This is a genomic window from Streptomyces sp. ADI95-16 (assembly GCF_003721495.1).
Lineage (GTDB): Bacteria > Actinomycetota > Actinomycetes > Streptomycetales > Streptomycetaceae > Streptomyces > Streptomyces goshikiensis.
In genome coordinates, this window is the sequence record NZ_CP033581.1 from 3,555,285 (window position 1) to 3,579,131 (window position 23,847).

The 23,847-nt window shown below is 72.0% G+C and carries 22 protein-coding genes; 5 read left to right on the top strand and 17 right to left on the bottom strand.

Annotated elements, in window-relative coordinates; genetic code table 11:
- On the bottom strand, window positions 1-1,065 hold the full coding sequence (locus EES41_RS15550) for an energy-coupling factor ABC transporter permease (protein WP_123078903.1): 1,065 nt from the start codon (window positions 1,063-1,065) through the stop codon (window positions 1-3).
- A gap of 51 nt (window positions 1,066-1,116) precedes the next feature.
- Entirely contained in the window at window positions 1,117-1,278 is a 162-nt protein-coding gene (locus EES41_RS41425) for a hypothetical protein (protein WP_164495844.1), read from the bottom strand.
- Between EES41_RS41425 and EES41_RS15555 the strand changes: the two genes are divergently transcribed.
- Window positions 1,268-1,693 carry an SsgA family sporulation/cell division regulator gene (locus tag EES41_RS15555; protein WP_123078905.1) on the top strand — a complete coding sequence of 142 codons (426 nt, stop codon included), beginning with the start codon at window positions 1,268-1,270 and terminating at the stop codon, window positions 1,691-1,693. The two genes, EES41_RS41425 and EES41_RS15555, sit on opposite strands and share 11 nt — an antisense overlap.
- An 87-nt stretch (window positions 1,694-1,780) precedes the next feature.
- On the opposite strand, the gene EES41_RS15560 is transcribed toward EES41_RS15555, so the two are convergent.
- Window positions 1,781-3,982 (bottom strand): MMPL family transporter, encoded by a 2,202-nt coding sequence (locus tag EES41_RS15560; protein ID WP_123078907.1) that lies wholly within the window; start codon window positions 3,980-3,982, stop codon window positions 1,781-1,783.
- 138 nt (window positions 3,983-4,120) lie between these two features.
- Entirely contained in the window at window positions 4,121-4,711 is a 591-nt protein-coding gene (locus EES41_RS15565) for a TetR/AcrR family transcriptional regulator (protein ID WP_008741830.1), read from the bottom strand.
- 165 nt (window positions 4,712-4,876) lie between these two features.
- Here EES41_RS15565 and EES41_RS15570 point away from each other — a divergent pair, with 165 nt between their 5' ends.
- The gene (locus EES41_RS15570) at window positions 4,877-8,155 is read left to right on the top strand and encodes a S41 family peptidase (protein ID WP_123078909.1); all 3,279 of its coding nucleotides are present in this window, start codon (window positions 4,877-4,879) and stop codon (window positions 8,153-8,155) included.
- A 79-nt stretch (window positions 8,156-8,234) separates the two neighbouring features.
- Here EES41_RS15570 and EES41_RS15575 read toward each other — a convergent pair whose 3' ends face one another.
- The 4 genes from EES41_RS15575 to EES41_RS15590 all read right to left on the bottom strand — a co-directional run bounded on the left by EES41_RS15575 (window position 8,235) and on the right by EES41_RS15590 (window position 11,881).
- Window positions 8,235-8,417 carry a hypothetical protein gene (locus EES41_RS15575; protein WP_123078911.1) on the bottom strand — a complete coding sequence of 61 codons (183 nt, stop codon included), beginning with the start codon at window positions 8,415-8,417 and terminating at the stop codon, window positions 8,235-8,237.
- A gap of 76 nt (window positions 8,418-8,493) precedes the next feature.
- Window positions 8,494-9,390, bottom strand: a complete 897-nt coding sequence (locus tag EES41_RS15580) for an SDR family oxidoreductase (protein ID WP_123078913.1) — start codon at window positions 9,388-9,390, stop codon at window positions 8,494-8,496.
- The gene (locus EES41_RS15585) at window positions 9,387-10,313 is read right to left on the bottom strand and encodes an alpha/beta fold hydrolase (RefSeq protein WP_123078915.1); all 927 of its coding nucleotides are present in this window, start codon (window positions 10,311-10,313) and stop codon (window positions 9,387-9,389) included. The genes EES41_RS15580 and EES41_RS15585 overlap by 4 nt, the downstream gene beginning before the upstream one ends.
- Window positions 10,310-11,881 carry an NAD(P)/FAD-dependent oxidoreductase gene (locus tag EES41_RS15590; protein ID WP_123078917.1) on the bottom strand — a complete coding sequence of 524 codons (1,572 nt, stop codon included), beginning with the start codon at window positions 11,879-11,881 and terminating at the stop codon, window positions 10,310-10,312. Before EES41_RS15590 ends, EES41_RS15585 begins: the two co-directional genes overlap by 4 nt.
- A gap of 154 nt (window positions 11,882-12,035) precedes the next feature.
- On the opposite strand from EES41_RS15590, the gene EES41_RS15595 reads away from it, so the two are divergent.
- The gene (locus EES41_RS15595; RefSeq protein WP_123078919.1) at window positions 12,036-12,857 is read left to right on the top strand and encodes a MerR family transcriptional regulator; all 822 of its coding nucleotides are present in this window, start codon (window positions 12,036-12,038) and stop codon (window positions 12,855-12,857) included.
- Here the strand turns inward: EES41_RS15595 and EES41_RS15600 are convergent.
- Complete coding sequence (locus tag EES41_RS15600) at window positions 12,839-13,642, bottom strand: exodeoxyribonuclease III (RefSeq protein ID WP_123078921.1); 804 nt, start codon at window positions 13,640-13,642, stop codon at window positions 12,839-12,841. The genes EES41_RS15595 and EES41_RS15600 overlap by 19 nt on opposite strands.
- Window positions 13,643-13,680: 38 nt before the next feature.
- Between EES41_RS15600 and EES41_RS15605 the strand changes: the two genes are divergently transcribed.
- The gene (locus EES41_RS15605) at window positions 13,681-14,181 is read left to right on the top strand and encodes a GNAT family N-acetyltransferase (RefSeq protein ID WP_123078923.1); all 501 of its coding nucleotides are present in this window, start codon (window positions 13,681-13,683) and stop codon (window positions 14,179-14,181) included.
- 54 nt (window positions 14,182-14,235) lie between these two features.
- Here the strand turns inward: EES41_RS15605 and EES41_RS15610 are convergent, their stop codons facing one another.
- Complete coding sequence (locus EES41_RS15610; RefSeq protein WP_123078925.1) at window positions 14,236-15,600, bottom strand: hypothetical protein; 1,365 nt, start codon at window positions 15,598-15,600, stop codon at window positions 14,236-14,238.
- 107 nt (window positions 15,601-15,707) lie between these two features.
- On the opposite strand from EES41_RS15610, the gene EES41_RS15615 reads away from it, so the two are divergent.
- Window positions 15,708-16,199, top strand: a complete 492-nt coding sequence (locus EES41_RS15615) for a MaoC family dehydratase (protein ID WP_123078926.1) — start codon at window positions 15,708-15,710, stop codon at window positions 16,197-16,199.
- Window positions 16,200-16,261: 62 nt separating this feature from the next.
- Here EES41_RS15615 and EES41_RS15620 read toward each other — a convergent pair whose 3' ends face one another.
- The 7 genes from EES41_RS15620 to EES41_RS15650 are packed head-to-tail and all read right to left on the bottom strand — an operon-like array spanning window position 16,262 to window position 23,346.
- Window positions 16,262-17,209, bottom strand: coding sequence for an ornithine cyclodeaminase family protein (locus tag EES41_RS15620; RefSeq protein WP_123082484.1), 948 nt, complete (start codon window positions 17,207-17,209; stop codon window positions 16,262-16,264).
- Window positions 17,210-17,235: 26 nt separating this feature from the next.
- The gene (gene dmpG / locus EES41_RS15625; protein ID WP_123078928.1) at window positions 17,236-18,252 is read right to left on the bottom strand and encodes a 4-hydroxy-2-oxovalerate aldolase; all 1,017 of its coding nucleotides are present in this window, start codon (window positions 18,250-18,252) and stop codon (window positions 17,236-17,238) included.
- Window positions 18,249-19,178: an acetaldehyde dehydrogenase (acetylating) gene (locus EES41_RS15630; RefSeq protein WP_123078930.1), complete on the bottom strand. Its 930-nt coding sequence runs from the start codon at window positions 19,176-19,178 to the stop codon at window positions 18,249-18,251. The genes dmpG and EES41_RS15630 overlap by 4 nt, the downstream gene beginning before the upstream one ends.
- Window positions 19,165-20,055, bottom strand: coding sequence for a CoA ester lyase (locus tag EES41_RS15635; RefSeq protein WP_123078932.1), 891 nt, complete (start codon window positions 20,053-20,055; stop codon window positions 19,165-19,167). Before EES41_RS15635 ends, EES41_RS15630 begins: the two co-directional genes overlap by 14 nt.
- Complete coding sequence (locus tag EES41_RS15640) at window positions 20,052-21,326, bottom strand: aminotransferase class I/II-fold pyridoxal phosphate-dependent enzyme (RefSeq protein WP_123078934.1); 1,275 nt, start codon at window positions 21,324-21,326, stop codon at window positions 20,052-20,054. The genes EES41_RS15635 and EES41_RS15640 overlap by 4 nt, the downstream gene beginning before the upstream one ends.
- Window positions 21,323-22,210: a cupin-like domain-containing protein gene (locus EES41_RS15645; RefSeq protein WP_216827257.1), complete on the bottom strand. Its 888-nt coding sequence runs from the start codon at window positions 22,208-22,210 to the stop codon at window positions 21,323-21,325. Before EES41_RS15645 ends, EES41_RS15640 begins: the two co-directional genes overlap by 4 nt.
- A complete protein-coding gene (locus EES41_RS15650; RefSeq protein WP_254211454.1) occupies window positions 22,207-23,346 on the bottom strand; it encodes an MFS transporter in 1,140 nt (379 codons plus the stop codon). Before EES41_RS15650 ends, EES41_RS15645 begins: the two co-directional genes overlap by 4 nt.
- Window positions 23,347-23,847: the final 501 nt, after the last annotated feature.

Consider the following 23,847-nt stretch of genomic DNA (forward strand, 5'->3'; position numbering starts at 1 on the left):
TCAGGCCACCGGGGTCGCGGCGGGCGTCGCGGCCGGGTCCTGCGCGCGGCGCCGGCGCACGGTCCAGAAGATCCCGGTGCCGACGACGACGGTCACGCCGACGCCGATGACCCCGGCGAGGCCGCCGGAGAGGCGGGCGTCGGTGACGTCCTTGACGCTGTAGTCGGCCAGCGGGGAGCCGGCGGCCGCGTGCTCCTCCACCTTCTGGTCGATGCCCTTGTCGGCGGCGACCTTCTCCAGGCCGTCGGGGCTGGCGGAGGCGTAGAAGGAGACGAAGCCGGCCAGCACGAGGGCGGTGACCAGGCCGGTGGCCCACACCGTGCGGTTGGAGCGGGCGGCGGCGGGAGCGGGGACGGCGGCCGGGGCCGGGGCGGGGGCGTCGACCAGCTCTCCGGCGACGCGCAGCTTGAGCGGCGCGGTCAGCCCGCGCGCGCCGTGCACCAGGTCGGGCCGTACGGCGAGCACGGCGCCGACCGTCGCGGCGGTGATGGCGGCCTCGCCGATGCCGATGAGGACGTGCACGCCGACCATCGCGGTGAAGACCTTGCCGACGGGGACGTCGGTGGTGCCGCCGACGGCGTAGATGGCGGTGAAGGCGGTGGCCGCCGCGGGCACCGAGAGCAGCGCCCCGGTGAAGGCGGCGGCGGTGACCGAGCGCCGGGTGGGCGGCAGCACCTTGAGCAGCCCGCGGAAGATCGCGTAGGCGACGACCACGGTGACGACGCCCATGACGCTGACGTTCACGCCGAGGGCGGTCAGGCCGCCGTCGGCGAAGAGGATGCCCTGCATGAGCAGGACGACGGACACGCAGAGCACGCCGGTATAGGGGCCGACGAGGATCGCCGCGAGCGCTCCGCCCAGCAGATGGCCGCTTGTACCGGCGGCGACGGGGAAGTTGAGCATCTGTACGGCGAAGATGAAGGCGGCGACGAGACCCGCGAGCGGCGCGGTGCGCTCGTCGAGTTCCCGGCGGGCGCCCCGGAGGCTGATCGCCACAGCACCGGCGGCCGCGACACCTGCGGCTATGGAGACGGGGGCGTCGATGAAGCCGTCGGGTACATGCATGGGCTGCTCCGCTTCCTGCGGTGAACTCACGCTGCGTAGCACGGGGCGCACTCACAGCGTCTTTAACCGTTCAAGAATAATGCCCAGTTGCAAACCGTTGGCAAGAGCGGGCGCATCACAAATGGTGGCGCGCATCTTCGTCGGAATGTGCGAGGCTGGGGAGAATACGGACGCATTTGTTCCGAATCGAGGAGTGTTGTCGATGTCAGCCACCGCCGAGAATGCGACCGCGACCGCGACGGCCACCGCGACCACGACCACCGCCGCCCCCGCTCTCCCCGCCGTCGTCGAGGAACGGGTGCGCGGCCGCGTGATCACGGACGACCCGCTCTACCGGGCCATTCCGGTTGCCCTTCGCTTCACTCCGGCGGAGCCGCTGGCCGTGCGGGTCGTCTTCCCCGCGGACCTCTCCCCCGAAGGCTCCGAGAACGAGTGGGTCTTCCCCCGCGCCCTGCTGGAGGCCGGGCTCCAGGCCCCGACCGGCACCGGGGACGTACGCGTCTGGCCCTGCGGCCGCGTCCAGGCGGTCGTCGAGTTCCACTCGCCCGAAGGGGTCGCCGTGATCCAGTTCGACATCAAGGCCCTGCGCCGGTTCCTGCGCCTCACCTACGGCGTCACCACCCGTTAGACGCAGGCGGGCCCGGCCCCCTCCCACTGGTCAGTGGGACGGGGCCGGGCCTTCGTCGTGCCGGGCGCCGGTCAGGCGCTCACCGGCTTAGGCGTTGACCAGCTCGCGGTCCTTGTCCGGGCCCTCCGGGGAGGAGCCGGCGAGGTGCTTGCGCAGGCTCTCGCCCTCCACGTCCACGTTCGGCAGGATCCGGTCGAGCCAGCGCGGCAGCCACCAGGCCTTGTGCCCGAGCAGCGCGAGCACCGCCGGGACGATGGCCATGCGGACCACGAAGGCGTCGAAGAAGACCGCGATCGCGAGACCGAAGCCGATCATCTTGACCATCTGCTCGCTGGAGCCGATGAAGCCCGAGAAGACCGCGATCATGATCACGGCGGCGGCCACGACCACCCGGGCGCTGTACTGGAAGCCGGTCACGACGGCCTGGCCGGGGCGCTCGCCGTGGACGTACGCCTCGCGCATCCGGGTGACCAGGAAGACCTCGTAGTCCATGGCGAGGCCGAAGACCACGCCCACCATGAAGATCGGCATCATCGACATGATCGGACCGGTCTGCTCCACCCCGAAGACCGAGCCGAACCAGCCCCACTGGAAGACCGCGACGACCGCGCCGAGGGCCGCGACGACCGACAGCAGGAAGCCGAGGGCCGCCTTGAGCGGGACCAGGATCGAGCGGAAGACCAGCATCAGGAGCAGGAAGGCCAGGCCGACCACCAGCGAGAGGTAGGGCAGCAGCGCGTCGTTCATCTTCTGCGAGAAGTCGATGTTCATCGCGGTCTGGCCGCTGACGAGCACGTTCTTGCCGTTGCCCGCGCGGATCTCGTGGACCAGGTCCTCGGTCTCCACGGAGGACGGGCGGTCCTTCGGGATGACGTTGATGATCGAGGCGTCCTTGGCCTCGTTGGGGATCGGCGGGGTGACGGCGGCGACGCCGCCCAGGCCCTTGATCCGCTCGACCGTGGAGTCGGCGAGCTTCTGGTCCCCGTCGACGACGACCATCAGCGGGCCGTTGAAGCCCGGGCCGAAGCCGTCGGAGAGCAGGTCGTACGCCTTGCGCTGGGAGGTGGAGACCGGCTGGGCGCCGTCGTCCGGCAGGCCCATCTCCAGCTTGCTCGCCGGGATCGCGATCGCGCCGAGGGCGATCACACCGGTCAGCAGGACCAGCACCGGGCGGCGCAGGACGAACCGGGCCCAGCGGGTGCCGCCGTTGGGCTTGGGCTCGGCGCCCGCCGCGAGGGTCTTGCCCTTGCCGAAGAGCTTGCTCTTCTTGCCCGCCGGCAGGACCCGGCGGCCCGCGAAGCCCAGCATGGCCGGGACCAGGGTGAGCGCGACGAGCACCGCGATGACCACCGTTCCGGCGGCCGCGAAGCCCATCTTGGACAGCATCGGGATGTTGACGACGGCCAGGCCCACCAGGGCGATGACCACGGTCAGACCGGCGAAGACGACCGCGGAGCCGGCGGTTCCGGCGGCCCGGCCGGCCGCCTCGTCGCGCTCGTGGCCCTCGGCGAGCTCCGCGCGGTAGCGGGAGACGATGAACAGGCCGTAGTCGATGCCGACCGCGAGGCCGATCATCATCGCGAGGGTGGAGGTGGTCGTGCCGAGGTCCAGCGCGTTGGCGAGGGCGGCGATCGAGGAGACGCCGATGCCCACGCCGATCAGCGCGGTCAGCAGCGGCAGCCCGGCCGCCATCAGCGAACCGAAGGTGATGACCAGGACGATCGCGGCGACGAGGATGCCGACGACCTCACCGGGACCGGACTCGGGCGCCGCCATCAGCGCGTCACCGCCGATCTCGACGGTCAGCCCCGCGGCCCGGGCGTCCTTGCCGGACTCCTTGAGCGCGTCGCGGGTCTTGTCGGACAGCTCCATGCCGCTGACCTTGTACTTGGTGCTGATGTAGGCGGTGCTGCCGTCCTGGCTGACCGCCTGCTCCTGGTACGGGTCGGAGACGGTGGCGATCTGGCCGGCGCCCGCGCCTTCCTTCAGACCGGTGACGATCTTCTCGACCTCGGTCTTGGTGGCGGGGTCGGTGACCTTGGCGCCGGCCGGGGCCTTGATGACGATACGGGCGGTGGCGCCGTCGGCGGCCATCCCCGGGAAGCGCTGTTCCAGCAGGTCGAAGGCGCGCTGCGCCTCCGTACCGGGTATGGAGAACGAGCCGGAGCTCGGGGTGGGCGCGGTCGCCGCGCCGAAGATGGCGGCGAACAGCAGCGCCACCCAGGCGAGGGCGACGAGGCGGCGGCGCCGGAAGGCGCCCCTGCCGAGCCGGTAGAGGAAGGTGGCCACGTCGGTGGTTCTCCCGTTCGTGTCGTGGGATGGATCCGGGTTCGGATCAGGGCATGGAGAGCCGGCCCGACGACGAGAGCGGCGTGTCAGGAGCAGCGGGACGGTGGTGCCGGGACGGTGGTGCGGGGAGTCCGGTACTCAGACGCCGAGGGCGGGGAAGACCACGGCGTCGATGAAATCGGTGAGGAAGCCCCGGTCCACCGGGCGGTCCTCGATCAGCGGGAGCGCGATGAACGCCCCGATCAGCATGTGCGGTACGAAGTCCAGGGCCGGACAGTCCGGGGCGATCTCGCCCCGGTCCACCGACCGTCGCAGCATCGCTTGCAGGCCGTTGATCTCCGGGTCGACCAGCAACTCCCGCAGCGCCTTGTGGAGCTCCGGGCTCTCGTGGACCGCGTGGGTCAGGCCCCGCATCAGCGCGGTGTCCTTCGCCATCTGGTCGTCGTCGGAGTGCTCGACCATGACGGCGAAGTCCCCGCGCAGGCTGCCCGTGTCGATCTCCCGCAGGGAGACCGGCTTGGTGCACCGCAGGGCCCTGGCGACCAGTTCCGGCTTGCTCCCCCACTGGCGGTAGAGGGTGGCCTTGCTGGACCGGGTGCGCGCGGCGACGGCGTCCATGGTCAGTGCCTCGTAGCCGACTTCGCGCAGCAGGTCGAGGACCGCCCCGTGGAGTTCGGCTTCCCGCTCGGGGGTGATCCGGCTGCGTCGCGACGAGACCTCTTCGGTCATCTCCGCATCTCCCTTCCGGCATCGCCCGTCCGAACGAAACTGTTTCGTACGCTCAGACGATACCCCGCTCCTTAGCGAAACGAAACCGTTCCGTTTCGCTTTGTCGAGTGGCATGGATCACCTGTACGAGTTGCCAGCCCCCCTCGGCGCGGAAAGCATTGGGGGGTGAGTCACGACGTCGCGTACCTCCGCTTCCCGCACCTGCACGACGACCTGCTGTGTTTCGCCACCGAAGACGACCTCTGGGTCGCCCCGCTCGTCGCCGAGGGCGAACCCCCCGGCCGGGCCTGGCGGCTCACCGTCGACCGGACCCGGATCGGACACCCCCGGTTCTCCCCCGACGGCAGCCACATCGCCTTCACCACCTGGCGCAGCCTCGACCCCGAGATCCACCTCGCCCCCGTGGCCGGCGGCCCCGCCCGCCGGCTCAGCTACTGGGGCGCCACCGACACCCGGGTCTGCGGCTGGACCCCGCCCGACAAGGACGGCCGCAGCGACATCCTGGCCGTGTCCTCGCACCACCAGCCCTTCTCCTACTTCGCCTGGGCCTACAGCCTGCCGACCGACGGGTCCCCCGGCGGCAAGCTGCCCTGGGGCCCCGTCTCCGACATCGCCGTCCACGAGGAACCCGGCGGCGAGCGGCGCACCCTGCTGCTCACCGGGAAGCCCCCGCACGAGCCGGCCTCCTGGAAGCGCTACCGGGGCGGCGCCACCGGCCGGCTCTGGCTGCACGGCAGGCGGCTGCTGGAGGACATCGAGGGCCACCTGGACTCCCCGATGTTCGTGGGCGGCCGGATCGCCTTCCTCTCCGACCACGAGGGCATCGGCAACGTCTACTCCTGCCTGCCCGACGGGACCGACCTGCGCCGGCACACCGACCACGAGGAGTTCTACGCCCGGCACGCCTCCAGCGACGGCTCCCGAATCGTCTACCAGTGCGCCGGGGACCTCTGGCTCGTGGACTCGCTGGCCCCGGGGGCCGCCCCGCGCAGGCTCGACGTCCGCCTCGGCGGCCCCCGCGCGGGCCGCCGTACGTACCAGGTCTCCGCCGCCAGCAACGTCGACTCGCTCTCCGTGGACGCCACCGGCCGGGCCAGCGCCGTCGTCGTGCGCGGCAGCCTGTACTGGCTCACCCACCGCGACGGTCCCGCCCGGACCATCGCCGACACCCCGGGCGTGCGGGTGCGGCTGCCCGAGATGCTCGGCAGCGGCGGGCAGGTCGCCTACGTGACCGACGCCGAGGGCGAGGACGCGATCGAGATCGCGTACCTGCCCCGGGCCTCCGGCGACCGGGAGCCGCGCCGGCTGGCCTCCGGCGAGCTGGGACGCGTGACGGAACTGCTCGCCGACCCGGAGGGCGAGCGGCTCGCGATCGCCTCCAACGACGGGCGGCTGCTGCTGATCGACGCCACGGAGGAGTCCGACGAGGTGGTGACCGAGCTCATCCAGTCCATCAACGGGCCCGTCACCGACCTGGCGTTCTCGCCCGACGGGTCCTGGCTGACCTGGTCGCACCCGGGCATCGGGCGGTCGCTGCGGCAGATCAAGATGGCCAAGATCTCCGGCCCCGGCGCGCGCGTCATCGTGGACGTCACCAACGGCCGCTTCGACGACGAGAACCCGGTCTTCACCCGCGACGGCCGCTATCTGGCGTTCCTCTCCTGGCGCGGCTTCGACCCGGTCTACGACGTGCACACCGGCGACCTGTCCTTCCCGCTGGGCTGCCGCCCGTACCTGGTGCCGCTGTCCTCGGCGACCCCCTCGCCCTTCGCGTTCACCCCCGACGGCCGTCCAGCGGCGGGCGGGCTGGACCCGGTGGAGGGCGAGTCCGGGGAGGGCGAGGGCACGGTCACCGTCGAGGTGGAGGGGCTGGAGAGCCGGGTCACCCCGTTCCCGGTGACGGCCTCCAAGTACTCGGCCCTGTACCCGGTCAGCGGCGGCGGCCTGGTGTGGCTGCGCTGGCCGATCTCCGGCGCGCTCGGCGAGACCTTCGCCAACCCGAACGACACCAGCGGCAAACCGACGCTGGAACACTTCGACATCACCAAGGCGCGCAAGAGCGAACTGGCCTCCGGACTGGACTGGTTCGCGGTCAGCGGCGACGGCACCCGGCTCGTGATCAACGACGACGGGGACCTGCGGGCCGTCCCGTCGACCGAGTCGGGCGACGGCGACTCCACCGTCTACCTGGACCTGCGGCGCATCCTGCACGAGGTGGACCCGGCCGCGGAATGGCGCCAGGCCTACGAGGAGGCCGGGCGGCTGATCCGCGCGTACTTCTGGGAGCCGAAGATGTGCGGCATCGACTGGGACGGGGTGCTGCGCCAGTACCGCCCCCTGGTCGAACGGGTCGCCTCCCCCGACGAGTTCGCCGACCTGCTGCGGGAGGTCCTCGGCGAACTCGGCACCTCGCACGCCTACGTCTCCCCCGCGCGCCGCAACGAGGGCCCGCCGCACTACCAGCGGGCCATCGGACTGCTCGGCGCCAACCTCGTGCCCCGGGAGGAGGGGTGGGTGGTCAAGCGGATCCTGCCCGGCGAGTCCTCCGACTCCAAGGCCCGCTCCCCGCTGGCCGGCACCGGCATGCGCGACGGCGCGGTGCTCACCCACGTGGACGGGCGGCCCGTGGACCAGGTCACCGGGCCCTACCCGCTGCTGTCGGCGGCCGGCGGCACCACCGTCGAGCTCACCTTCAACCCCGCCGAGGGCGAGGGCCGCGCCCGGCGGGTCGCCGTGGTCCCGCTGATCGACGAGCGGCCGCTGCGCTACCAGGACTGGGTGTCCAAGCGGCGCGCCGTGGTCCGCGAGGTCAGCGGCGGCAAGTGCGGCTACCTGCACATCCCCGACATGGGCGGCTCCGGCTGGGCGCAGTTCAACCGGGACCTGCGCGCGGAGATGTCCCGGCCGGCTCTGATCGTGGACGTGCGCGGCAACGCGGGCGGGCACATCAGCGAGCTGGTGGTGGAGAAGCTGACCCGCTCCATCCTCGGCTGGGACCTGACGCGGGGGGCCCAGCCGGTCTCGTACGCCTCGAACGCGCCGCGCGGTCCGATCGTGGCGCTGGCCGACGAGGCGACCTCCTCCGACGGGGACATGATCACCGCGGCCTTCAAACTGCTGGGCCTGGGCCCGGTGGTGGGCCAGCGCACCTGGGGCGGGGTGGTCGGCATGACCGGCCGGCACACCCTGGGCGACGGCACGGTGATCACGGTGCCGATGAACGCCGCCTGGTTCCCCGAGTACGGCTGGTCGGTGGAGAACCACGGCGTGGAACCCGACCTGGCGATCCTGCGCACCCCGCTCGACTGGGCGGAGGGGAGGCACGCCCAGCTGGACGACGCCGTGCACCTGGCGCTGGAGCTGCTGGAACAGGATCCGGCGGCGGTGCCGCCCGGCTACACGGACGTACCGGACCTGCGGCGTCCGAAGCTGCCGCCGAGGTAGCGCGCGGGGGCACGAGAAGGGGCGCGGCCCGCATCGCGCGGGTCGCGCCCCTTCGTACGCACGTCGTCAGGTCACCGGATCAGATGTCCCAGTTGTCGTCGAGCTCGTCGTGCACCTTGGGCGCCTTCTGCTTGGCGCCGGGCTTCTTCTCGTCGCTCTGCCGGGCGCGTTCGGACGACTCGTCCCGCGCGCCCTGCTGCGCCTTCTGCGCCTTGTCCTTGAGCTCCTGCGACTTCTCCTGGAACTGGTCCTTGATGCCCATGCTGGTCACTCCTGGTGAGGTGTGGGGGACTTGACCTCGACCAGACTTGCATGGTGGGACAAAGCTCGCATTTCGATCAGTGACCCTGGGTGTCGATGCCGGTCCGCGCCTTCTCGTCGGCGGCCCCTCCGGCTCCCACGAGTCCCCGCGAGACACCGGCCAGCCGGGGCTCGAACCGCTTCATCTCGCGCTGCCCGACGGCCGCGATCATCCCCGGCAGGTAGCCGCGCACGCCCTGCATCCCGCGCAGCCACCACTGCGCGTACACGTGCGGCGAGCGCCGCTCGATGCCGGCCACGATCCGGTCGACGGCCGGGCCCAGCGGGTACGTGCGGTTCGACGGCCACGGCAGCCGTTGGCGCAGCTCCCGCATCACCTCGTTCTCGTCGGCTCCGCGCACCATGTCGGTGTCGGTCCAGGAGAGGTAGCCGACGCCCACCTTGACGCCCTTGTGGCCGACCTCGGCGCGCAGGCAGTGCGCGAAGGCCTCGACGCCGGACTTGGAGGCGCAGTACGCCGTCATCATCGGCGCCGGGGTGATCGCGGCGAGGGAGGCGATCTGGAGGAAGTAGCCGCGGCTCTCCGTCAGTACGGGCAGGAAGGCGCGGGCGGTCACGGCGCCGCCGATCAGGTTGACCTCGATCACCCGGCGCCAGGAATCGGGGTCGGAGTCCGCGAACGGCCCGCCCGCGGCGACGCCCGCGTTGGCGACGACGACGTCCACCTTGCCGAAGCGCCGCTTGACCTCCTCGGCGACCCGGGCCATCGCCTCGTGGTCGGTGACGTCGGCGTACCAGTGGTCGCTGTCGGTGTGCAGCCGCTCGGAGACCTCCTTGAGCGCCTCGGGCTCCAGGCCGACGAGGGCCACCTTCGCGCCGCGCGCGGACAGTTTGCGGGCGAGCAGTTCGCCGACCCCGCGGGCGGCGCCGGTGACGACGGCGACCTGGCCTTCCAGACTCCTGCGAGCGCTCACGGCGTCTTCTCCTTCTCGGTGGTGTCGAGGTAGCGCGCGGTCAGCTCGCGCACGGCTCCGGTGACGGCCTCGGGGGCTTCGATCGGGGTCATGTGTCCCATGCCGGTGAGCTCGGTGAGCCCCACGCAGTGCGGGAGCGCGGCGGCCAGGGCGCGGGCGTGCGCGACCGGGGTCAGCCGGTCGCTCGTCCCGCCGATGACGGCGGTGGGCACGGTGAGCGCGGCCAGGTTCGCGTCCAGGTCCAGCCCGGCCAGCACCTCGGACCAGGCGTGGCGGACCGTGCTGGGGCAGGCGTGCACGATGCGGGCGCAGGCCTCGACCCGTTCGGGCGCCGATCCGGGGCCCATGGTGGCGTACTTGAGCACCGTCCGGGCGATCGGCGTGACCGGGCCGAGCGGGGCGCGCGAGCCGAGGACGGCGCCGGTGATACGGGTCCTCGCGCGGCCGGCGCGCAACGGCACGACCAGCGCCTGCGCGACCAGTCCCGAGCTGCCGGTGCTGCACAGCAGCGCGGCCGCGGTGTGCTCGGCGAACTCCGGCCGGCCGGCGGCGGCCATGATCGTCATGCCGCCCATGGAGTGCCCGGCGAGGACCGCCCGCTCACCGGGGGCGAGGGCGGCCCCCAGCACCGCGACCAGGTCGTCGGCCAGGGCGGTGGTGCTGTGCTTACGGGCGGCGGGGCTGCGGCCGTGGCCGCGCTGGTCGTAGGCGATGACCCGGTGGTCCGTGGCCAGCTCGCGGATCTGCGCGGCCCAGAAGGCGGTGGAGCAGGTCCAGCCGTGCGCGAGCACCACGGCCGGGGCGTCCTCCTCCCCGTGCACCTCCACGTGCAGCCGGGACCCGTCGGCGGAGGCCGCGACCAGCTCCCGGCGGGCGGCCGGGGGCGCGTAGGGCCCGCTGATCACATGCGTCAGCCGGGTCATGCCGTCCCCTCCCCGGCCGCGGCCGGCCCCGCCGCCGCGGGCCGGGCGGCCGGGACCGGTTCGCGCTCCCGGATCCGTACGACCTCGTACTCCGACAGGTCGACGGCGCGCGTCTCCTTGCGGAACTCGCCGGTCGTGCCGGGCCAGACGGTGGTGTTGCGCCCCTGCGCGTCCAGGTACCAGCTGGTGCAGCCGCCGGTGCTCCACACGGTCCGCTCCATCCGGGCCTGCACCTGCCGGTTCCACCGGTTCACGGCCGAGGGCCGGGCGGCGAGCGCGACCCGCCCGCCCGGGCCGGCGCCGTCGAGCAGGGCCAGCTGGCGCAGGTAGTCCGCCATGTAGTTCAGCTGCGACTCGATCATCAGGATCATCGAGCTGTTGCCGAGCCCGGTGTTCGGCCCGATGATCGTCATCCAGTTGGGGAAGCCGGCCGCGGTCGCCCCGCGCAGCGACTGCATCCCGTCCTTCCAGTGGTCGGCGAGGGTGCGGCCCTCGGCCCCCACCACCCGGTCCGCGATCGGCAGGTCCGTGACGTGGAAGCCGGTGCCGAAGACGATCGCGTCGACCTCGGTCTCCGTGCCGTCGGCGGCGACCAGCGTGCTGCCCCGGATCTCCCGCAGCCCGGAGGCGACCACGTCCACGTGGGGGCGGGCCAGCGCCGGGTAGTACTCGCTGGAGAGCAGGATCCGCTTGCAGCCGATCCGGTACGAGGGCGTCAGCTTGGCCCGCAGCTCCGGGTCCTTGATGGAGCGCGCCATGTTCGCCCGGGCCATCGATTCGATCAGCCCGAGCTGGTTCGGCCGCTTGGTGAAGGCGCTGACCTGGAGTTCCCGGATCCCCCAGAGCAGCCCTCGGCGGGCGGCCCGGGTGAACGGCAGCTGGCGGTGCAGCCAGCGCTCGGCGGCGGAGATGGCCCGGTCGGTGCGGGGCAGCACCCACGGCGCGGTGCGCTGGAAGAGCGTCAGGCGCGCCACGTCGGGGGCGATGGCGGGCACGATCTGGATGGCGGAGGCGCCGGTCCCGATCATGGCGACGCGCTTGCCGCGCAGGTCGTAGTCGTGGTCCCAGCGCGCGGAGTGGAAGACCTTGCCGGGGAACTCGGCGAGCCCGGGGACCTCCGGCATCTTCGGGTCGGACAGCGGCCCGGTCGCGGAGACCACCACGTCGGCGGTGAGCCGCCCGCCGGAGGTCTCGATCTCCCAGCGCAGCGCGTCCGCGTCCCAGCGCATCATCCGGACCTCTGAGTCCAGCCGGATGTGCGGGCGCAGCCCGAAGGTGTCGGCGACGTGCTCCAGGTACGCCCGGATGGCCGGCTGCCCGGAGAAGGTCCGCGGCCAGTCGGGGTTGGGCGCGAAGGAGAACGAGTACAGGTGCGACGGCACGTCGCACGCACACCCGGGATAGCTGTTGTCCCGCCAGGTCCCGCCGACGGAGCCGGCCCGTTCCAGTACGACGAAGTCCGTGATCCCCTCGCGCCGCAGCCGTACGGCGGCGCCCAGCCCGCCGAATCCGGAGCCGATCACCGCCACTCGCACGTGTTCCCGTGCGCCCTCGCCCTTGCCGCTCATGCCGCCGCCTTCCGCTTCCGCAGTCCAGCCCACACAACCACCAGCGCAACACTGCCAGCAATCACTGGCACAATCGGGAGAGTAGAGCAGCCCCGTACCCATGGGTAGGGGTCGCGCCCGGAAAGTTACCGGGAGTACGCCCTAGGCTGCGGGGATGGCCGAGAACGACACGGAAGAAGCGGGGACGGCAGTGCGCGAATACCGCACGGAGGAACTGGCCGAGGCGGCCGGCATCCCCGTCCGCACCCTGCGCTTCTACCGGGAGCGCAAGCTGCTGCCGCCGCCGCGCCGCGAGGGCCGGATCGCCTGGTACGACGACCACCACCTCGCCCGGCTGCGCACCATCGCCGCCCTGCTGGAACGCGGCCACACCCTCGGCGGCATCGCCGAACTCACCGCCGCGTTCGAGAACGGCCGCGACGTCAGCCAGCTCGGGGAGCTGCTCGGCATCGGCTGGTCCGAGGAGACCCCCGTACGGCTGTCGCCCGAGGCCCTGGCCGACCACTTCGAGGGCGAGGTCACCCCGGAGAACCTGGCGGCCTCCCTCGACCTCGGCTACCTCGCCACCGACGGCGACGCGATCGTGCACGTCAGCCGGCGCCTGCTGGACGTCTCCTCGGCGCTGGTCCGCGAGGGCGTCCCGCTCGCGGCCGTCCTGGAGACGGGCCGCCGGGTCCGCGAGCACGCGGATGCCCTGGCCGGGCTGTTCACGGAGCTGATCACCGCGCACATCGGGGACGAGGCCGTCGCGCGGCTGCGCCCGCTGGCCAAGAGCGTCGTCGAGGCGGAGCTCACGATGGCGATGGACCGCCTGCGCCAGACCCCGCCGCCCGAGGCCCCGCCGCTGGCGGGTCAGACGCGCGAAGGCCAGACACCTGAAGGCCCGCAGCGCGAGGCCCGGACGCGCGAAGGTCAGACGCGCGAAGGTCAGACGCGCCAGGCCCCGCCGCGCGAGGGTCAGACACCGGCCTCGTAGACGACCGTCACGGGCGCGTGGTCGGACCACCGCTCGGGGTGCGTCTCGGCCCGCTCCACGAACGCCTTCACGGCCCTCGCGGCCAGCCCCGGCGTCGCGACCTGGAGGTCGATCCGCCAGCCGGCGTCGTTGTCGAAGGCCCGGCCCCGGTAGGACCACCAGGAGTACGGCCCCTCCGTGTCCGGGTGCAGCGCGCGCACCACGTCCACGTACCCGGCCCGGTCGTAGACCTCGCCGAGCCACGCCCGCTCCTCGGGGAGGAACCCGGCGTTCTTGCGGTTCGTCTTCCAGTTCTTGAGGTCGGCTTCCCGGTGGCAGATGTTCCAGTCCCCGCACACCACGACCTCACGGCCCTCGGCGGCGGCCCGCTCCCTGAGCCCCTCCAGGTACGTGAGGAACTCCCCCATGAACCGGTACTTCTCGTCCTGCTTCTCGGTCCCCGCCTCCCCGGAGGGCAGGTACAGGCTGGCCACGGTCACCCCGGGAAGGTCCACTTCGAGGTACCGGCCCGACGTGTCGAATTCCTCACTCCCGAACCCGACCCGCACCCGCTCCGGCTCGCGCCGCGAGTAGACCGCGACCCCGGCCCGCCCCTTGGCCGCGGCCGGCGCGAACACGGTGTGCCAGCCCTCGGGAACCCGCGCCTCGTCCGGGATCTGGGCCTCCTCGGCCCGTACCTCCTGAAGGCACACCACGTCGGCGTCCGACCCGGCGAGCCACGGTACGAAGCCCTTCTTCGCGGCGGCGCGGATCCCATTCACATTCACGGAGGTCACGGTGAGCATCACAGCACCATAGCGGGACGGTTCCGTACGATGTTCTGATGTCTCACGGGATCCAGCTCCGCGCCGTGCCGTACGACCACCCGGACGCGGTGAAGCTCAACGACCAGGTTCAGCTCGAATACCAAGCGCGATACGGGGGCGAGGGCGACGACACCTACCTCGACCCGACGATGTTCACCCCGCCGCGCGGCCTCTACCTGCTGGCGTACGACGCCCAGGGCGCCCCGGTGGCCAGCGGCAGCTGGCGCGCCCAGGACCTGAACGACGAGGGCTACTCGGACGGCGACGCCGAGCTGAAGCGCATGTACGTCATACCGGAGGCACGGGGGCTGGGTCTGGCCCGCCGGATGCTCGCGGAACTCGAAGCCGACGCCCTCGCGGCGGGGCGTACCCGGATGGTCCTCGAAACGGGGGACCAGCAGCCGGAGGCGATCGCCCTGTACCTCTCCTCGGGCTACGCGATGTGCCCGAAGTTCGGCTACTACCGCCACTACGACTCCAGCCGCTGCATGGCCAAGCCCCTCCACCGGCCCTCCTGACCGCGCCCCGGCCGGGGGGCGGCCACCGCCGCCCCCGGCCGGGAACACGCGGCCCTACAGGGCCACCACGCAGTTGTCCGAGCTGTAGGTGCCCTTGAGGCTGACGACGCCGGCCGTGCCGTCGCCGAAGAAGCGGGAGAACAGACCCGCCGGGCGGCCGTTGAAGAGGAGCGGGCCGAACACCGGGGCGATCTCCGCGTCGTGGGTTTCCTCCGCCCCCTCGGCGATCATCGCCAGCCGGCACGTGCGGGGTTCCACGTACTCCTGGACGATGCTCGTGCCCGTCTCCGCGGCCGCCGCCACCGCCGCCTCCCACCGCTGCGGCGGCGCCTCCCGCCCGATGAGGACCTGCTTGCCGCTCATCCCGATGCTCTCCTTCAGCACCAGCCGCTCCCGCTCGGCCACGACGAACGGCACCAGGTCGACCTTCCGGTCCCCCCGGTTCGTCCACCGGTGGCTCAGCACCCGCGTCCACGGCAGGTACCGCTCGACCAGCGCCCGCTCGGCCGCCGTCATCCACGGCCGCCCCTCCGAGAGCATGCCCATCGTCAGCTTGCTCGACAGGAACGTCGAGGTCTGGGTCCCCACCAGCAGCACGCCGTGGTCCAGCGCTTCCCGCACCGGGGCGGTGTCGATGCCCAGTTCCAGCCAGTCCGGGATCGTGAAGTCCCTCAGTCCCAGCGGGTAGCGCAGCTCCGGCGGGCAGTCCCACGCCTCGTGCAGGTTCGCCGGGTCGAAGAAGCGCGCGGTCAGCCCGTGGCTGTTGAAGTGGTCGACCTGGACGTCGAAGTACCGGGTGAGGTCCCCCTGGTCCCGGGCGTCACCCAGCAGGGCCACCCGGGGCGCCACCCCCAGCTCCGCCGCGAGGTCCCGGAACATCGCGGTCCGGGCGGCGAAGGGGTCCTCGTAGGAGAACGGCAGCCGCCCCTGCCCGTCGGCGTACAGCTTGCGCCACACCTCCATCCGGGAGTGCGCCTCCACCGGGCCGCCGAGCGCCCCGCTGACGTTGAACTCCAGGAACCGGGGCCCGTCCGCGCCGATCACCACGTCCGGCCGGGCCACGCAGTGCGCGTACCGCTCCTCGGTGAACTGGTCGTCGAGGAACAGCTGGTGCTCGCTCTCGGGCATGGTGAACGCCGCCAGCCGGCCCTCGGTCGTCGGCGCCGCCTCCAGCGCGGTCCGGCGTACGAGGTCCAGCAGGGCCGCGCTCACCCGGAACAGCTCCGCGTACGAGGCGCGCGGCAGCGCGAGCGGCGCGGCGGGCAGCAGGACCTGGTGCGGATGGCCGGTGTCGCGGATCTCGTGGACCAGCATCTCCCGGATCGTGCGGGCGGCCGCAGCGGGCGGCGCCACCCGCTGCCCGCCGAACCACGCGTGGCCCGAGGCCGCCCGGGTACCGATGTCCTCGACCGCGCTCATCCGCCTTCTCTCCCACCTGTGTTGTCCCCTCGGGGACTCTTCCGAACACCACATCGAACGCCGATTAACCTGTGGGCCCGACACCGCACGCACAGGGGGTACGACTCATGACGCTGCGCCGCGTCCAGGACAACGAGTACGTCGAGGAGCACGGCGGGGACTACGAGGACTTCGAGCCCGGCATGACCATCAGGCACTGGCCGGGCCGGACCCTCACCGAGACCGACAACACCTGGCTGACCCTGCTCACCATGAACCAGCACCCGCTGCACTTCGACCGCCACTACGCGGAGGGCGCCGAGTACGGGCGGGTGCTGGTCAACAGCGGCATCACCCTGTGCCTGGTCGGCGGCATGACCGTGCAGGCGCTGTCGGCGCGCGCGGTGGCCAACCTCGGCTGGGACAAGGTCCGGCTGAAGGACCCGGTGTTCGTCGGCGACACGCTGTACGCGACGAGCCGGATCCTCGGCAAGCGGCTGTCCAAGTCCCGCCCGGGGAACGGGATCATCACGGTGGAGACCACGGGGACGAAGTCGACCGGCGAGGCCGTCATCGTCTTCGAGCGCTCCTTCATGGTCCGCTGCCGCGAAGCGGGCTGATCCCGGCCCGCCGGCGAAGGCGTGGGCGCCGCCCGGCCGGGGTTCCCCCCGGCCGGGCGGGCTCATCCGCCGGTCCCGGCGGCCTCGTGGAGCGCCGCCGCGGCGGCGGTGTCCTCGATGGCCATGCCCACGCTGCGGAACACCGAGGTCCGGCCGCCCGCCGCGCTCGCCCCGGTCACCAGGGCGCCGAGCTCGTGCAGGTCGTCCGGGCCGATCAGAGCGGCGGCCAGCGCGGCCCGTACCTCGCCCGCCTCCGCGATGGCGGTGGCCCGCTCCTCGACCAGGACGAACGCGGACGCCAGGAGCGCCGGATCCACCTCGATCGCGTCCTCGTGGGTCCCGCCGATCGCGTTGACGTGCGCCCCGCGGGCCACCCAGCCGGCTTCCACCAGCGGCACGGACTCCGCGGTGGAGGTCGTCGTACAGATGACCGCGGCGTCGACGACGGCCTCCTTGGCCGTATCGCACACCGTGACCGCGACCTGCGGCCCGGCGGTGTCCCGGACCCAGCGCGCGAACCGCTCGGTGCGGTCCGGGGTGCGGGAGTAGACCCGTACCGTCCGGATCGGCCGGACCGCGGACACGGCCCGTACCAGCGCCCGCGCCTGCACCCCGGCGCCGATCACGGCGAGGTCCTCGGCGTCGGCCGGCGCGCACAGCCGGGTCGCGAGGCCCGCGACCGCCCCGGTACGGACGGCGGTCAGCTCGGCCCCGTCCAGCAGCGCGGTGATCCGCCCGGTCTCCAGGTCGGTCAGCACGACCACCCCGTGGATCAGGGGCAGTCCGCGCCCCGCGTTGTCGGGGGTCAGCGTGGTGATCTTGACGCTGCCCACCCCGTGCCGCTCCCAGACCGCCGTCCCGGCCAGCAGCTCCCGCCGCGGGCCGTGCTGGACGACCGTCCGGGGCGGCGAGGTCGTACGGCCCGCCGACAGGTCGGCGAACACGTCGGCGAGGGTGTCCATCACCCGCGCCAGCCGCTCCGGCCCCGCCATGTCCGCCGCCTCGATCATCACCGGTCCGGCCGGCGGCCGGCCGCTCACGCGGCGGCCCGCTTCGCGCTCAGTTCGGCCACGACGTCCACGATCAGATCCTCCTGGCCGGCGATGGCCTGCCGTCTGCCGAGCTCGAAGAACACGTCGCGCGGATCGACCCCGGCGCGACCGGACAGGTCGAGCACCTGGTGCTTGAACCCGGAGAACACCCCGGCCAGCCCGCTGACGATGCTCAGCGACCCGGTCGTCGGCGGCGCGGGCATCAGCTCGCGCTCGGCGAACTCGGCCGCGTCGAGCAGCGCGTACAGGTCGATGCCGGTCCGGAAGCCGGTGCGTTCCAGCACCGGGACCAGCACCTCCAGCTGGGTGTTGCCCGCCCCGGCGCCGAAGCCGCGCGCGCAGCCGTCGATGATCCCGGCTCCGGCCCCGGCGGCCGCGACGGAGTTCGCGACGGCCATCCCGAGGTTGTTGTGCCCGTGGAAGATCACGGGCACGCCGTCCCCGACGGCCTCGTGGATCGCCCCGATCCGCTCGGTGACGTCCTGGGGCAGGAAGTACCCGGCGGAGTCCATGATGCCGACGGCCCGCGCCCCGTACCCGACGACGCGGACGGCGTGCTCGGCCAGTTCGGCGGGGGTCGCCATGTGGCTCATCATCAGCACGCAGTGCGCGTCGGCGCCCTGCTCGCGCAGGAAGCCGAGGTGCCGCTCGGCCAGCGAGGTCTCGGTGCAGTGGACGCCGACGCGGATCACGTCGGCGCCGTGCGCGACGGCCTTGCGCAGGTCCTCGCAGGTGCCCCAGCCGGGCAGCATGAAGACGCCCATCTTGCTGGTGCGCAGGGCTTCGCGCACGGTCGACAGCATCAGGTCGTCGCTGACGGCGGCCCGCCCGACCTGGAGGGAGGAGGCGCCGAGGCCGTTGCCGTGCCCCACCTCCACCACCGGGATCCCGGCGGCGTCGGCGGCTTCCGCGTATCCGCGCAGGGCGGCCACGCCGAGCTGGTGCCGCACCGCGTGCTGGCCGTCGCGCAGCGTGGGGTCGTGGATCACCACGGTGTTCATCGGGCCGCCCCCGTCCCGGCGGCCGGGGCGAGCCGGGCCGCGTGCTGCTCGGCGACCAGGATGGCGGCCGAGTTGATGATGTCGAGGTTCCCGGCGTAGCGGGGCAGCACGTCGCTGTCCGCGATGACCTCCAGGGAGACGACGACCCGGTCGCCGTCCACGCCGCAGGCGATGACCTCGTAGCCGGGCGCGAAGGCCCGTACCCGCTCGGCCGCTTCGGCGACCACGGCGCGCACCGCCTCCACGGTGGCTCCGGGGATGACGGCGTGCAGGGCCGTGCGGAAGGTCGCCGGGGGCACGGCCGGGCTGATGTTGAGGATCGCCTTGGTGTCGGGCACGCCGGTGAAGGCGGTGAGGGCGTGCCCGGTGGTGGCGACGTACTCGTCGAGGTTGAGCCGGGTCGCACGGCCGGCGATGCTGCTGGCCACGGTGGAGACGACCTCGATGTACTCCACGTCGAACGCGGCGGCGAGGGCGTGCGCGATCGGGGTGGAGGCCTGTCCGCCGCAGCTGATCAGGCTGACGTTGCGCTCGGTCGGGGTGTGCGTCCCGGTGACGGTCGGCACGACCATCTGCCCGACCTTGCTCGGGGTGAGGTCGATCAGCAGGGTGTCCAGCGGCCGCAGCAGCCGCCAGTGCTCGGCGTGCGACTGGGCGTTGGTGGCGTCGAAGACGACGTCGAAGGGGCGGGGCGAGGCGAGGATCGCGTCGATCCCGTCGGTGCTGGTCGGGTATCCGAGCCGGGCGGCGTGCTCCAGGCCGCCGGAGTGCGGGTTGCGTCCGGCGACCAGGGCGCATTCCAGTACGGCGGACCGGTGGATCTTGCTGACCAGGTCCTGGCCGATGGCCCCGGTGCCGATGACCGCGACCGAGACGGGCGGTACGGTCGCCGGCGCGGCGGCGGTGACGTCCTCAGCGACCGTCATGTCCGGCCCCCTCCGCGTCGCCGAACCGGCGCGCCCAGGCGTCGCCGAGGGCCACGGTGTCGCGGGCCATCCGGGCGAAGGGCGGGCCGACCATGTTCCCGTCGAGGACGGCGATCCCGCCGGCCGCCGACCGGACGGCCTCGGTGACCCGCCGGGCGGCCCGCAGGCCCTCCGGGTCGGGGCGCAGGGCCGCGTTGATCGCGTCGAGTTCGCTCGGGTGCACGGTGGCCTTCCCCTGGAAGCCCAGTTCGCGCGCCCGGGCCATCTCCTCGGCCAGGACGGCCGGCTCGGCGAGGCGGTAGTTGGCGGTGTCGACGCAGGCGGTGCCGTAGCGGGCGCAGGCCATGGCCATCGCCTGCCGGGCGGAGAGCATGCCGGCCCAGGTGATCTCCACGCCGAGGGTGGCGGCCAGGTCGGCCGAGCCGAAGACCAGCCCGTCGGCGGCCTCGGCGATGGCGTCGATCGCGGCGACGGCGGCGGGGGTCTCCAGCGTGACGTAGATCTGCGGATGGGCGCCCGCCGAGGCGAGGGTGTCGCGCATCAGCGTCACCTCGACCGGGGAGTCCACCATCGTCATCACGACGAAGCCGGGCCGGACCGCCGCCCCGGCGAGCATCGCGAGGTCGTGGACGGCGGCGAGGGTGCCCAGTTCGTTGACCCGGACCGCGATGTTGCGGGGGTCCGGGGCCTTCTCCAGCGCCGCCCGGCACACGATCCGCGCCGCGTCCTTCTCCTGCGGCGGGACGGAGTCCTCCAGGTCGATCAGGTGCACGTCCGCGTCGTAGGACCAGGCCTTGACGACCCGCTCCAGCGACAGCGCGGGCGTGTAGAGGATGCTGCGCGGGATGGCCAGGGCGGTGTCCGTCGCTCTTGTCATCGGGCCGCCTCCCCCGGTATCGGGGCCGTCGGGCGGGCACCGACCTCGGCGAGGACCGCGCAGAGCGCGCGGACCTGCTCCGCGGTCTGTCCGGCGCGCATCATGACGCGCAGGCCTGCCGTGCCGCGGGCGACGATCGGGAAGAACACCGGCGAGACGTAGAACCCGGCCTCGAACACGCGGCGGCCCGCCTCGATCACGGTGTCGTCGCCCATCGGGACGAGGCGGATCGGGAAGGTGCTGCCGGTCTGGTCGGTGTGGATCAGCGAGTCGAAGAGCTCGATGTTCTCGTACAGCTTGTTCTGGAGGGTGACGAGTTCGCCGGTGCGGTGGATCTCCGCCGAGGCGAGGCCCGCGCCGACGGCGGGGGTGTTGAGGAGCTGCGAGTAGTTCAGGGCTCCGCCGAAGCGCTCGATGACGCGGAGCGTCTCCTTGTCGTACCCGTCGAGCACAATCGCCGCGCCGCTGGTGCCGAACGCCTTGTTCAGGGTCATCACGACGATGGTGCGCTCGTCGAGGACGGGGCTGTGCGTGCGGACGTAGCCGACGCCGCGCTCGCCGTACGCGGACATCGAGTGGGAGTCGTCGTAGTAGACGATCAGGCCGTACCGGTCCTGGAGTTCGGCGAGTTCCTTGACGGGCGCGTAGCCGCCGAGGCTGTCGCTGCCGTCGCAGACGTAGGCGACCTGCTCGTACTTCTTGCAGGCGTCCTCGATGAAGTTGAGGTCGTGGTGCCCGGAGGTGACGACCTCGGTCTCGTCGGCGCAGACCGGCTTGACGTTGGCCATCGACACGTGGGCGTTCTTGTCGAAGATCATCAGCGGTCGCTTGCCGGTGCCGAGGTGACCGGAGGCGATCAGCGGCAGGAGGCCGAACGTCGCGGTGCTGGCGGCGATGGAGCAGACGACGTGGGCGCCGAACAGCTCGCCCAGGGAGGCCTCCAGCTCCAGCATCGCGGGGATCTGGACGCGGCTGCGCGCGATGCAGTGGTCGAGGACCCCGTAGCGGCGCAGGGCCTCGATGCCGCCCTCGATGACCTTCGGGTGGGAGTCGAGGTCCAGGTACGAGCAGCAGCTGAAGTTGACGAACTCGTGGCCCTCGGCGATGTACTCGTGGCCGGCCTCGGTGCGCAGCACGCCTTCGCCGTACGCGGCCACGATCCCGGCGAGCCCGCTGCGCTCCGACATGTCCCAGAACGCGTTGCCGATGCCGATCAGCTTGTCGTTGTTGCGGTACGCGTGGGTCGGGGTGATGCTCAGGCGCTCGGTCATGAGGTCCCCTCGGCGGGCTGGTAGTTGTAGACGCCCTTGAGCTTGCGGAACACGGCGGTGTAGAGGGCCACGCCGAGGACGTAGGGCCGGCGGAAGATCTTCGGGTCGCGCAGCCAGAAGTTCACGTTGATGTTCATCTCGTCCAGCGACTCGGCCTGGTGCCACCAGCCGAGCGGCAGGTAGAGCATCTGGCCCGGTTCGAGGACGAGTTCGCGGCGCTGGGCCAGCTTGGACGCCAGCTTGGGGTAGCGCGCCCAGTCCACGTCGTCGAAGTCGAAGACCTGGGACTTGTCGCCGAAGCCGTCCTTGAGCGAGCGCGGGTAGTACTCCCAGAAGCCGGGGGGCGCCAGGACGAACCGCTTGCGGCCCTCCAGGGCTATGTTGAAGTTCTCCAGCTCGTCGAAGTGGCTCTGGGTGAACACGCCCTTGTGGCTGATCCACAGGTTGGCCGCGTTCATGGGGCGGCGGTAGTCGAACAGCCTGGCCGCGTCGAAGCCGAGGATCGCGTTGACGTCGGCGGGGCTGTTGCGGAAGTTCGAGACGATGCGGTTCCAGGTGCCCGGGTCGGTCAGGTAGCGCTCGTCCTCGAAGAACTCGCGGAGCCTGATCTCCTTGGTGGTCCACCGCTCGGAGTTCTGCTTGTTGCTGGGCTCGGTGAACAGGGTGACCATCAGGTCGCCGAGGCGCTTGGCCACGCCTTCCCGGCCGAGGCCCTGGGCGCCCCGCGGAAGGGTGATCACCACCGGGACGTCGGCCCGGATGAGGGCCTCCCGCCCGAAGGCCATGAACTCGTCGAACGAGATGCGGGGAACGGGTAGGCCCCCGAGGCTCTCTCGCCCGGACACAGGATGTGCTGTATTCACAACTCTGTCCTCATCGTTCATTGTTCTCGTACCGCCATTTTTTTGGTGGCCGGTTCGGAGACCGGCCTGTTCCTGCGCAGGGCCGACTGGCCCGCGAGGCTCAGTACCAGGGCGACGGCCCCGCCGCCGACCCCCGCCCACGCCGCCCACGCGGAACTGCCCAGGTCGGCCAGCTGGCCGCCCACGGCCGTACCCGAGGCGATGCCGAGGGCGCCGCAGCTGGTGAGCCACGAGAACGCCTCGGACAGCGCGGTCTTCGGAGCCAGTGACTCCAGCAGCGTGCTGCCCGCGATCAGCGCCGGGGAGATCGCGATCCCCGCGACGACGGCGAGGAAGCACATGAGCAGCGGGGACCGTACGAAGGCCAGCGGAACCACCCCGAGCGTCAGCAACCCGGTGGTGACCGGGAGCAGCCGCGCTTGTGAGAGGCGCCAGTCCGTCGACCCGTAGACCAGGCCGGCGATCAGGCTGCCGACCGCGATCAGCGAGATGAACACGCCCGCGAGCCCGGGCGCGGAGGCCTCCCGGGCGAACGCGATCATCGTGACGTCGACCGCGCCGAACTGGAAGCCCATCCCGGCGTAGGCGAGCATCAGGATCCAGACCCCGGGCACCCCGAGCGCCCGCTCCGCGCCGCGGCCCGGCGCCGGCGCGGACGCCGGCTCGGACCCGCGGTGCAGTGCGACGGCGATCGAGCCGACGGTGGTCAGGACCAGGCAGGCGACCAGGCCCGCGGCGGGGTGCACCGCGGATGCCAGCACCGTGACCAGGAGCGGACCGACCAGGAAGATCGTGTCGTCCAGCATGGACTCCATGGCGTACGCCGCCCGCAGCAGCCCCTGGTCGACCATCGCCGCCCACCGCGCCCGCATGAACGAGGTGAAGGAGACCGAGGTGCACCCGGCGGCCACCGCCGCGACGGTCATCAGCCACAGCGGTGACTCCAGCACGATCGACACCAGCAGCGCCGTCATGCCCACCGCGTGCGCCAGGCAGGCCGTCAGGAGCACCCGCCGCTGGCCGAGCCGGTCGGCGAGGCGCCCGAGCACCGGGCTGGCCACGCCCTGGGCGATCAGCATGGCCGCCGCGACGGTTCCCGCCTCGGCCATGGATCCGGTGGAAGCGGAGATCAGCAGGAGGCAGCCGACGGAACGCATGGCAATCGGGAATCGGCCGATCATCCCCCAGAATCCCAGCGCCGCGGCGCCCGGTTCCCGGAGCAGTCGAAAATAGGTCCCGAGCCCCGACTTCGACTCAGACGTACCCTCGGACACAATGCCCCCGTCAGTGCGAAATGGCTATCCGGAAATACCGGCGACCAGAGCCGGAAAACCCAGTCCCACCACACGCCGGGAATCCATTGATCCTCTGCCGACTGTGCCGATGCCCGCGCCCCCGCTGCCCAACAGCGGCTCGATCCTAGGGGTGTTGCCAACCCGCGTCAATAGTCTGAATGCGGGCCCGAAGGGCGGCCGAACAGGGCAATCACACTCCTCCGGGCACCCGCAACCCCCCGGGGGCGAGGTCACATACGTGAACCCCTGCGACAGTCAAGTACTTTTACGGCCAACCCGTATCGGAATGATTTGATCAGTATCCGATTTCCCCTCACGAATTCTTACATCCGCCCCCCATACGTCTATTTACGGGATCAAGGC

Excerpts from the sequence above, each read along its gene's own strand:
- EES41_RS15550 (WP_123078903.1), bottom strand. The coding sequence starts at position 1,065 with ATGCATGTACCCGACGGCTTCATCGACGCCCCCGTCTCCATAGCCGCA.
- EES41_RS15595 (WP_123078919.1), top strand. The coding sequence starts at position 12,036 with ATGGCCGAGAACGACACGGAAGAAGCGGGGACGGCAGTGCGCGAATAC.
- EES41_RS15575 (WP_123078911.1), bottom strand. The coding sequence starts at position 8,417 with ATGGGCATCAAGGACCAGTTCCAGGAGAAGTCGCAGGAGCTCAAGGAC.
- EES41_RS15635 (WP_123078932.1), bottom strand. The coding sequence starts at position 20,055 with ATGACAAGAGCGACGGACACCGCCCTGGCCATCCCGCGCAGCATCCTC.
- EES41_RS15565 (WP_008741830.1), bottom strand. The coding sequence starts at position 4,711 with ATGACCGAAGAGGTCTCGTCGCGACGCAGCCGGATCACCCCCGAGCGG.
- EES41_RS15590 (WP_123078917.1), bottom strand. The coding sequence starts at position 11,881 with ATGAGCGGCAAGGGCGAGGGCGCACGGGAACACGTGCGAGTGGCGGTG.
- EES41_RS15555 (WP_123078905.1), top strand. The coding sequence starts at position 1,268 with ATGTCAGCCACCGCCGAGAATGCGACCGCGACCGCGACGGCCACCGCG.
- EES41_RS15610 (WP_123078925.1), bottom strand. The coding sequence starts at position 15,600 with ATGAGCGCGGTCGAGGACATCGGTACCCGGGCGGCCTCGGGCCACGCG.
- EES41_RS15630 (WP_123078930.1), bottom strand. The coding sequence starts at position 19,178 with ATGACGGTCGCTGAGGACGTCACCGCCGCCGCGCCGGCGACCGTACCG.
- EES41_RS15615 (WP_123078926.1), top strand. The coding sequence starts at position 15,708 with ATGACGCTGCGCCGCGTCCAGGACAACGAGTACGTCGAGGAGCACGGC.
- EES41_RS15620 (WP_123082484.1), bottom strand. The coding sequence starts at position 17,209 with ATGATCGAGGCGGCGGACATGGCGGGGCCGGAGCGGCTGGCGCGGGTG.
- EES41_RS15585 (WP_123078915.1), bottom strand. The coding sequence starts at position 10,313 with ATGACCCGGCTGACGCATGTGATCAGCGGGCCCTACGCGCCCCCGGCC.
- EES41_RS15600 (WP_123078921.1), bottom strand. The coding sequence starts at position 13,642 with ATGCTCACCGTGACCTCCGTGAATGTGAATGGGATCCGCGCCGCCGCG.
- EES41_RS15640 (WP_123078934.1), bottom strand. The coding sequence starts at position 21,326 with ATGACCGAGCGCCTGAGCATCACCCCGACCCACGCGTACCGCAACAAC.
- dmpG (WP_123078928.1), bottom strand. The coding sequence starts at position 18,252 with ATGAACACCGTGGTGATCCACGACCCCACGCTGCGCGACGGCCAGCAC.
- EES41_RS15650 (WP_254211454.1), bottom strand. The coding sequence starts at position 23,346 with ATGCGTTCCGTCGGCTGCCTCCTGCTGATCTCCGCTTCCACCGGATCC.
- EES41_RS15605 (WP_123078923.1), top strand. The coding sequence starts at position 13,681 with ATGTCTCACGGGATCCAGCTCCGCGCCGTGCCGTACGACCACCCGGAC.
- EES41_RS15645 (WP_216827257.1), bottom strand. The coding sequence starts at position 22,210 with ATGAACGATGAGGACAGAGTTGTGAATACAGCACATCCTGTGTCCGGG.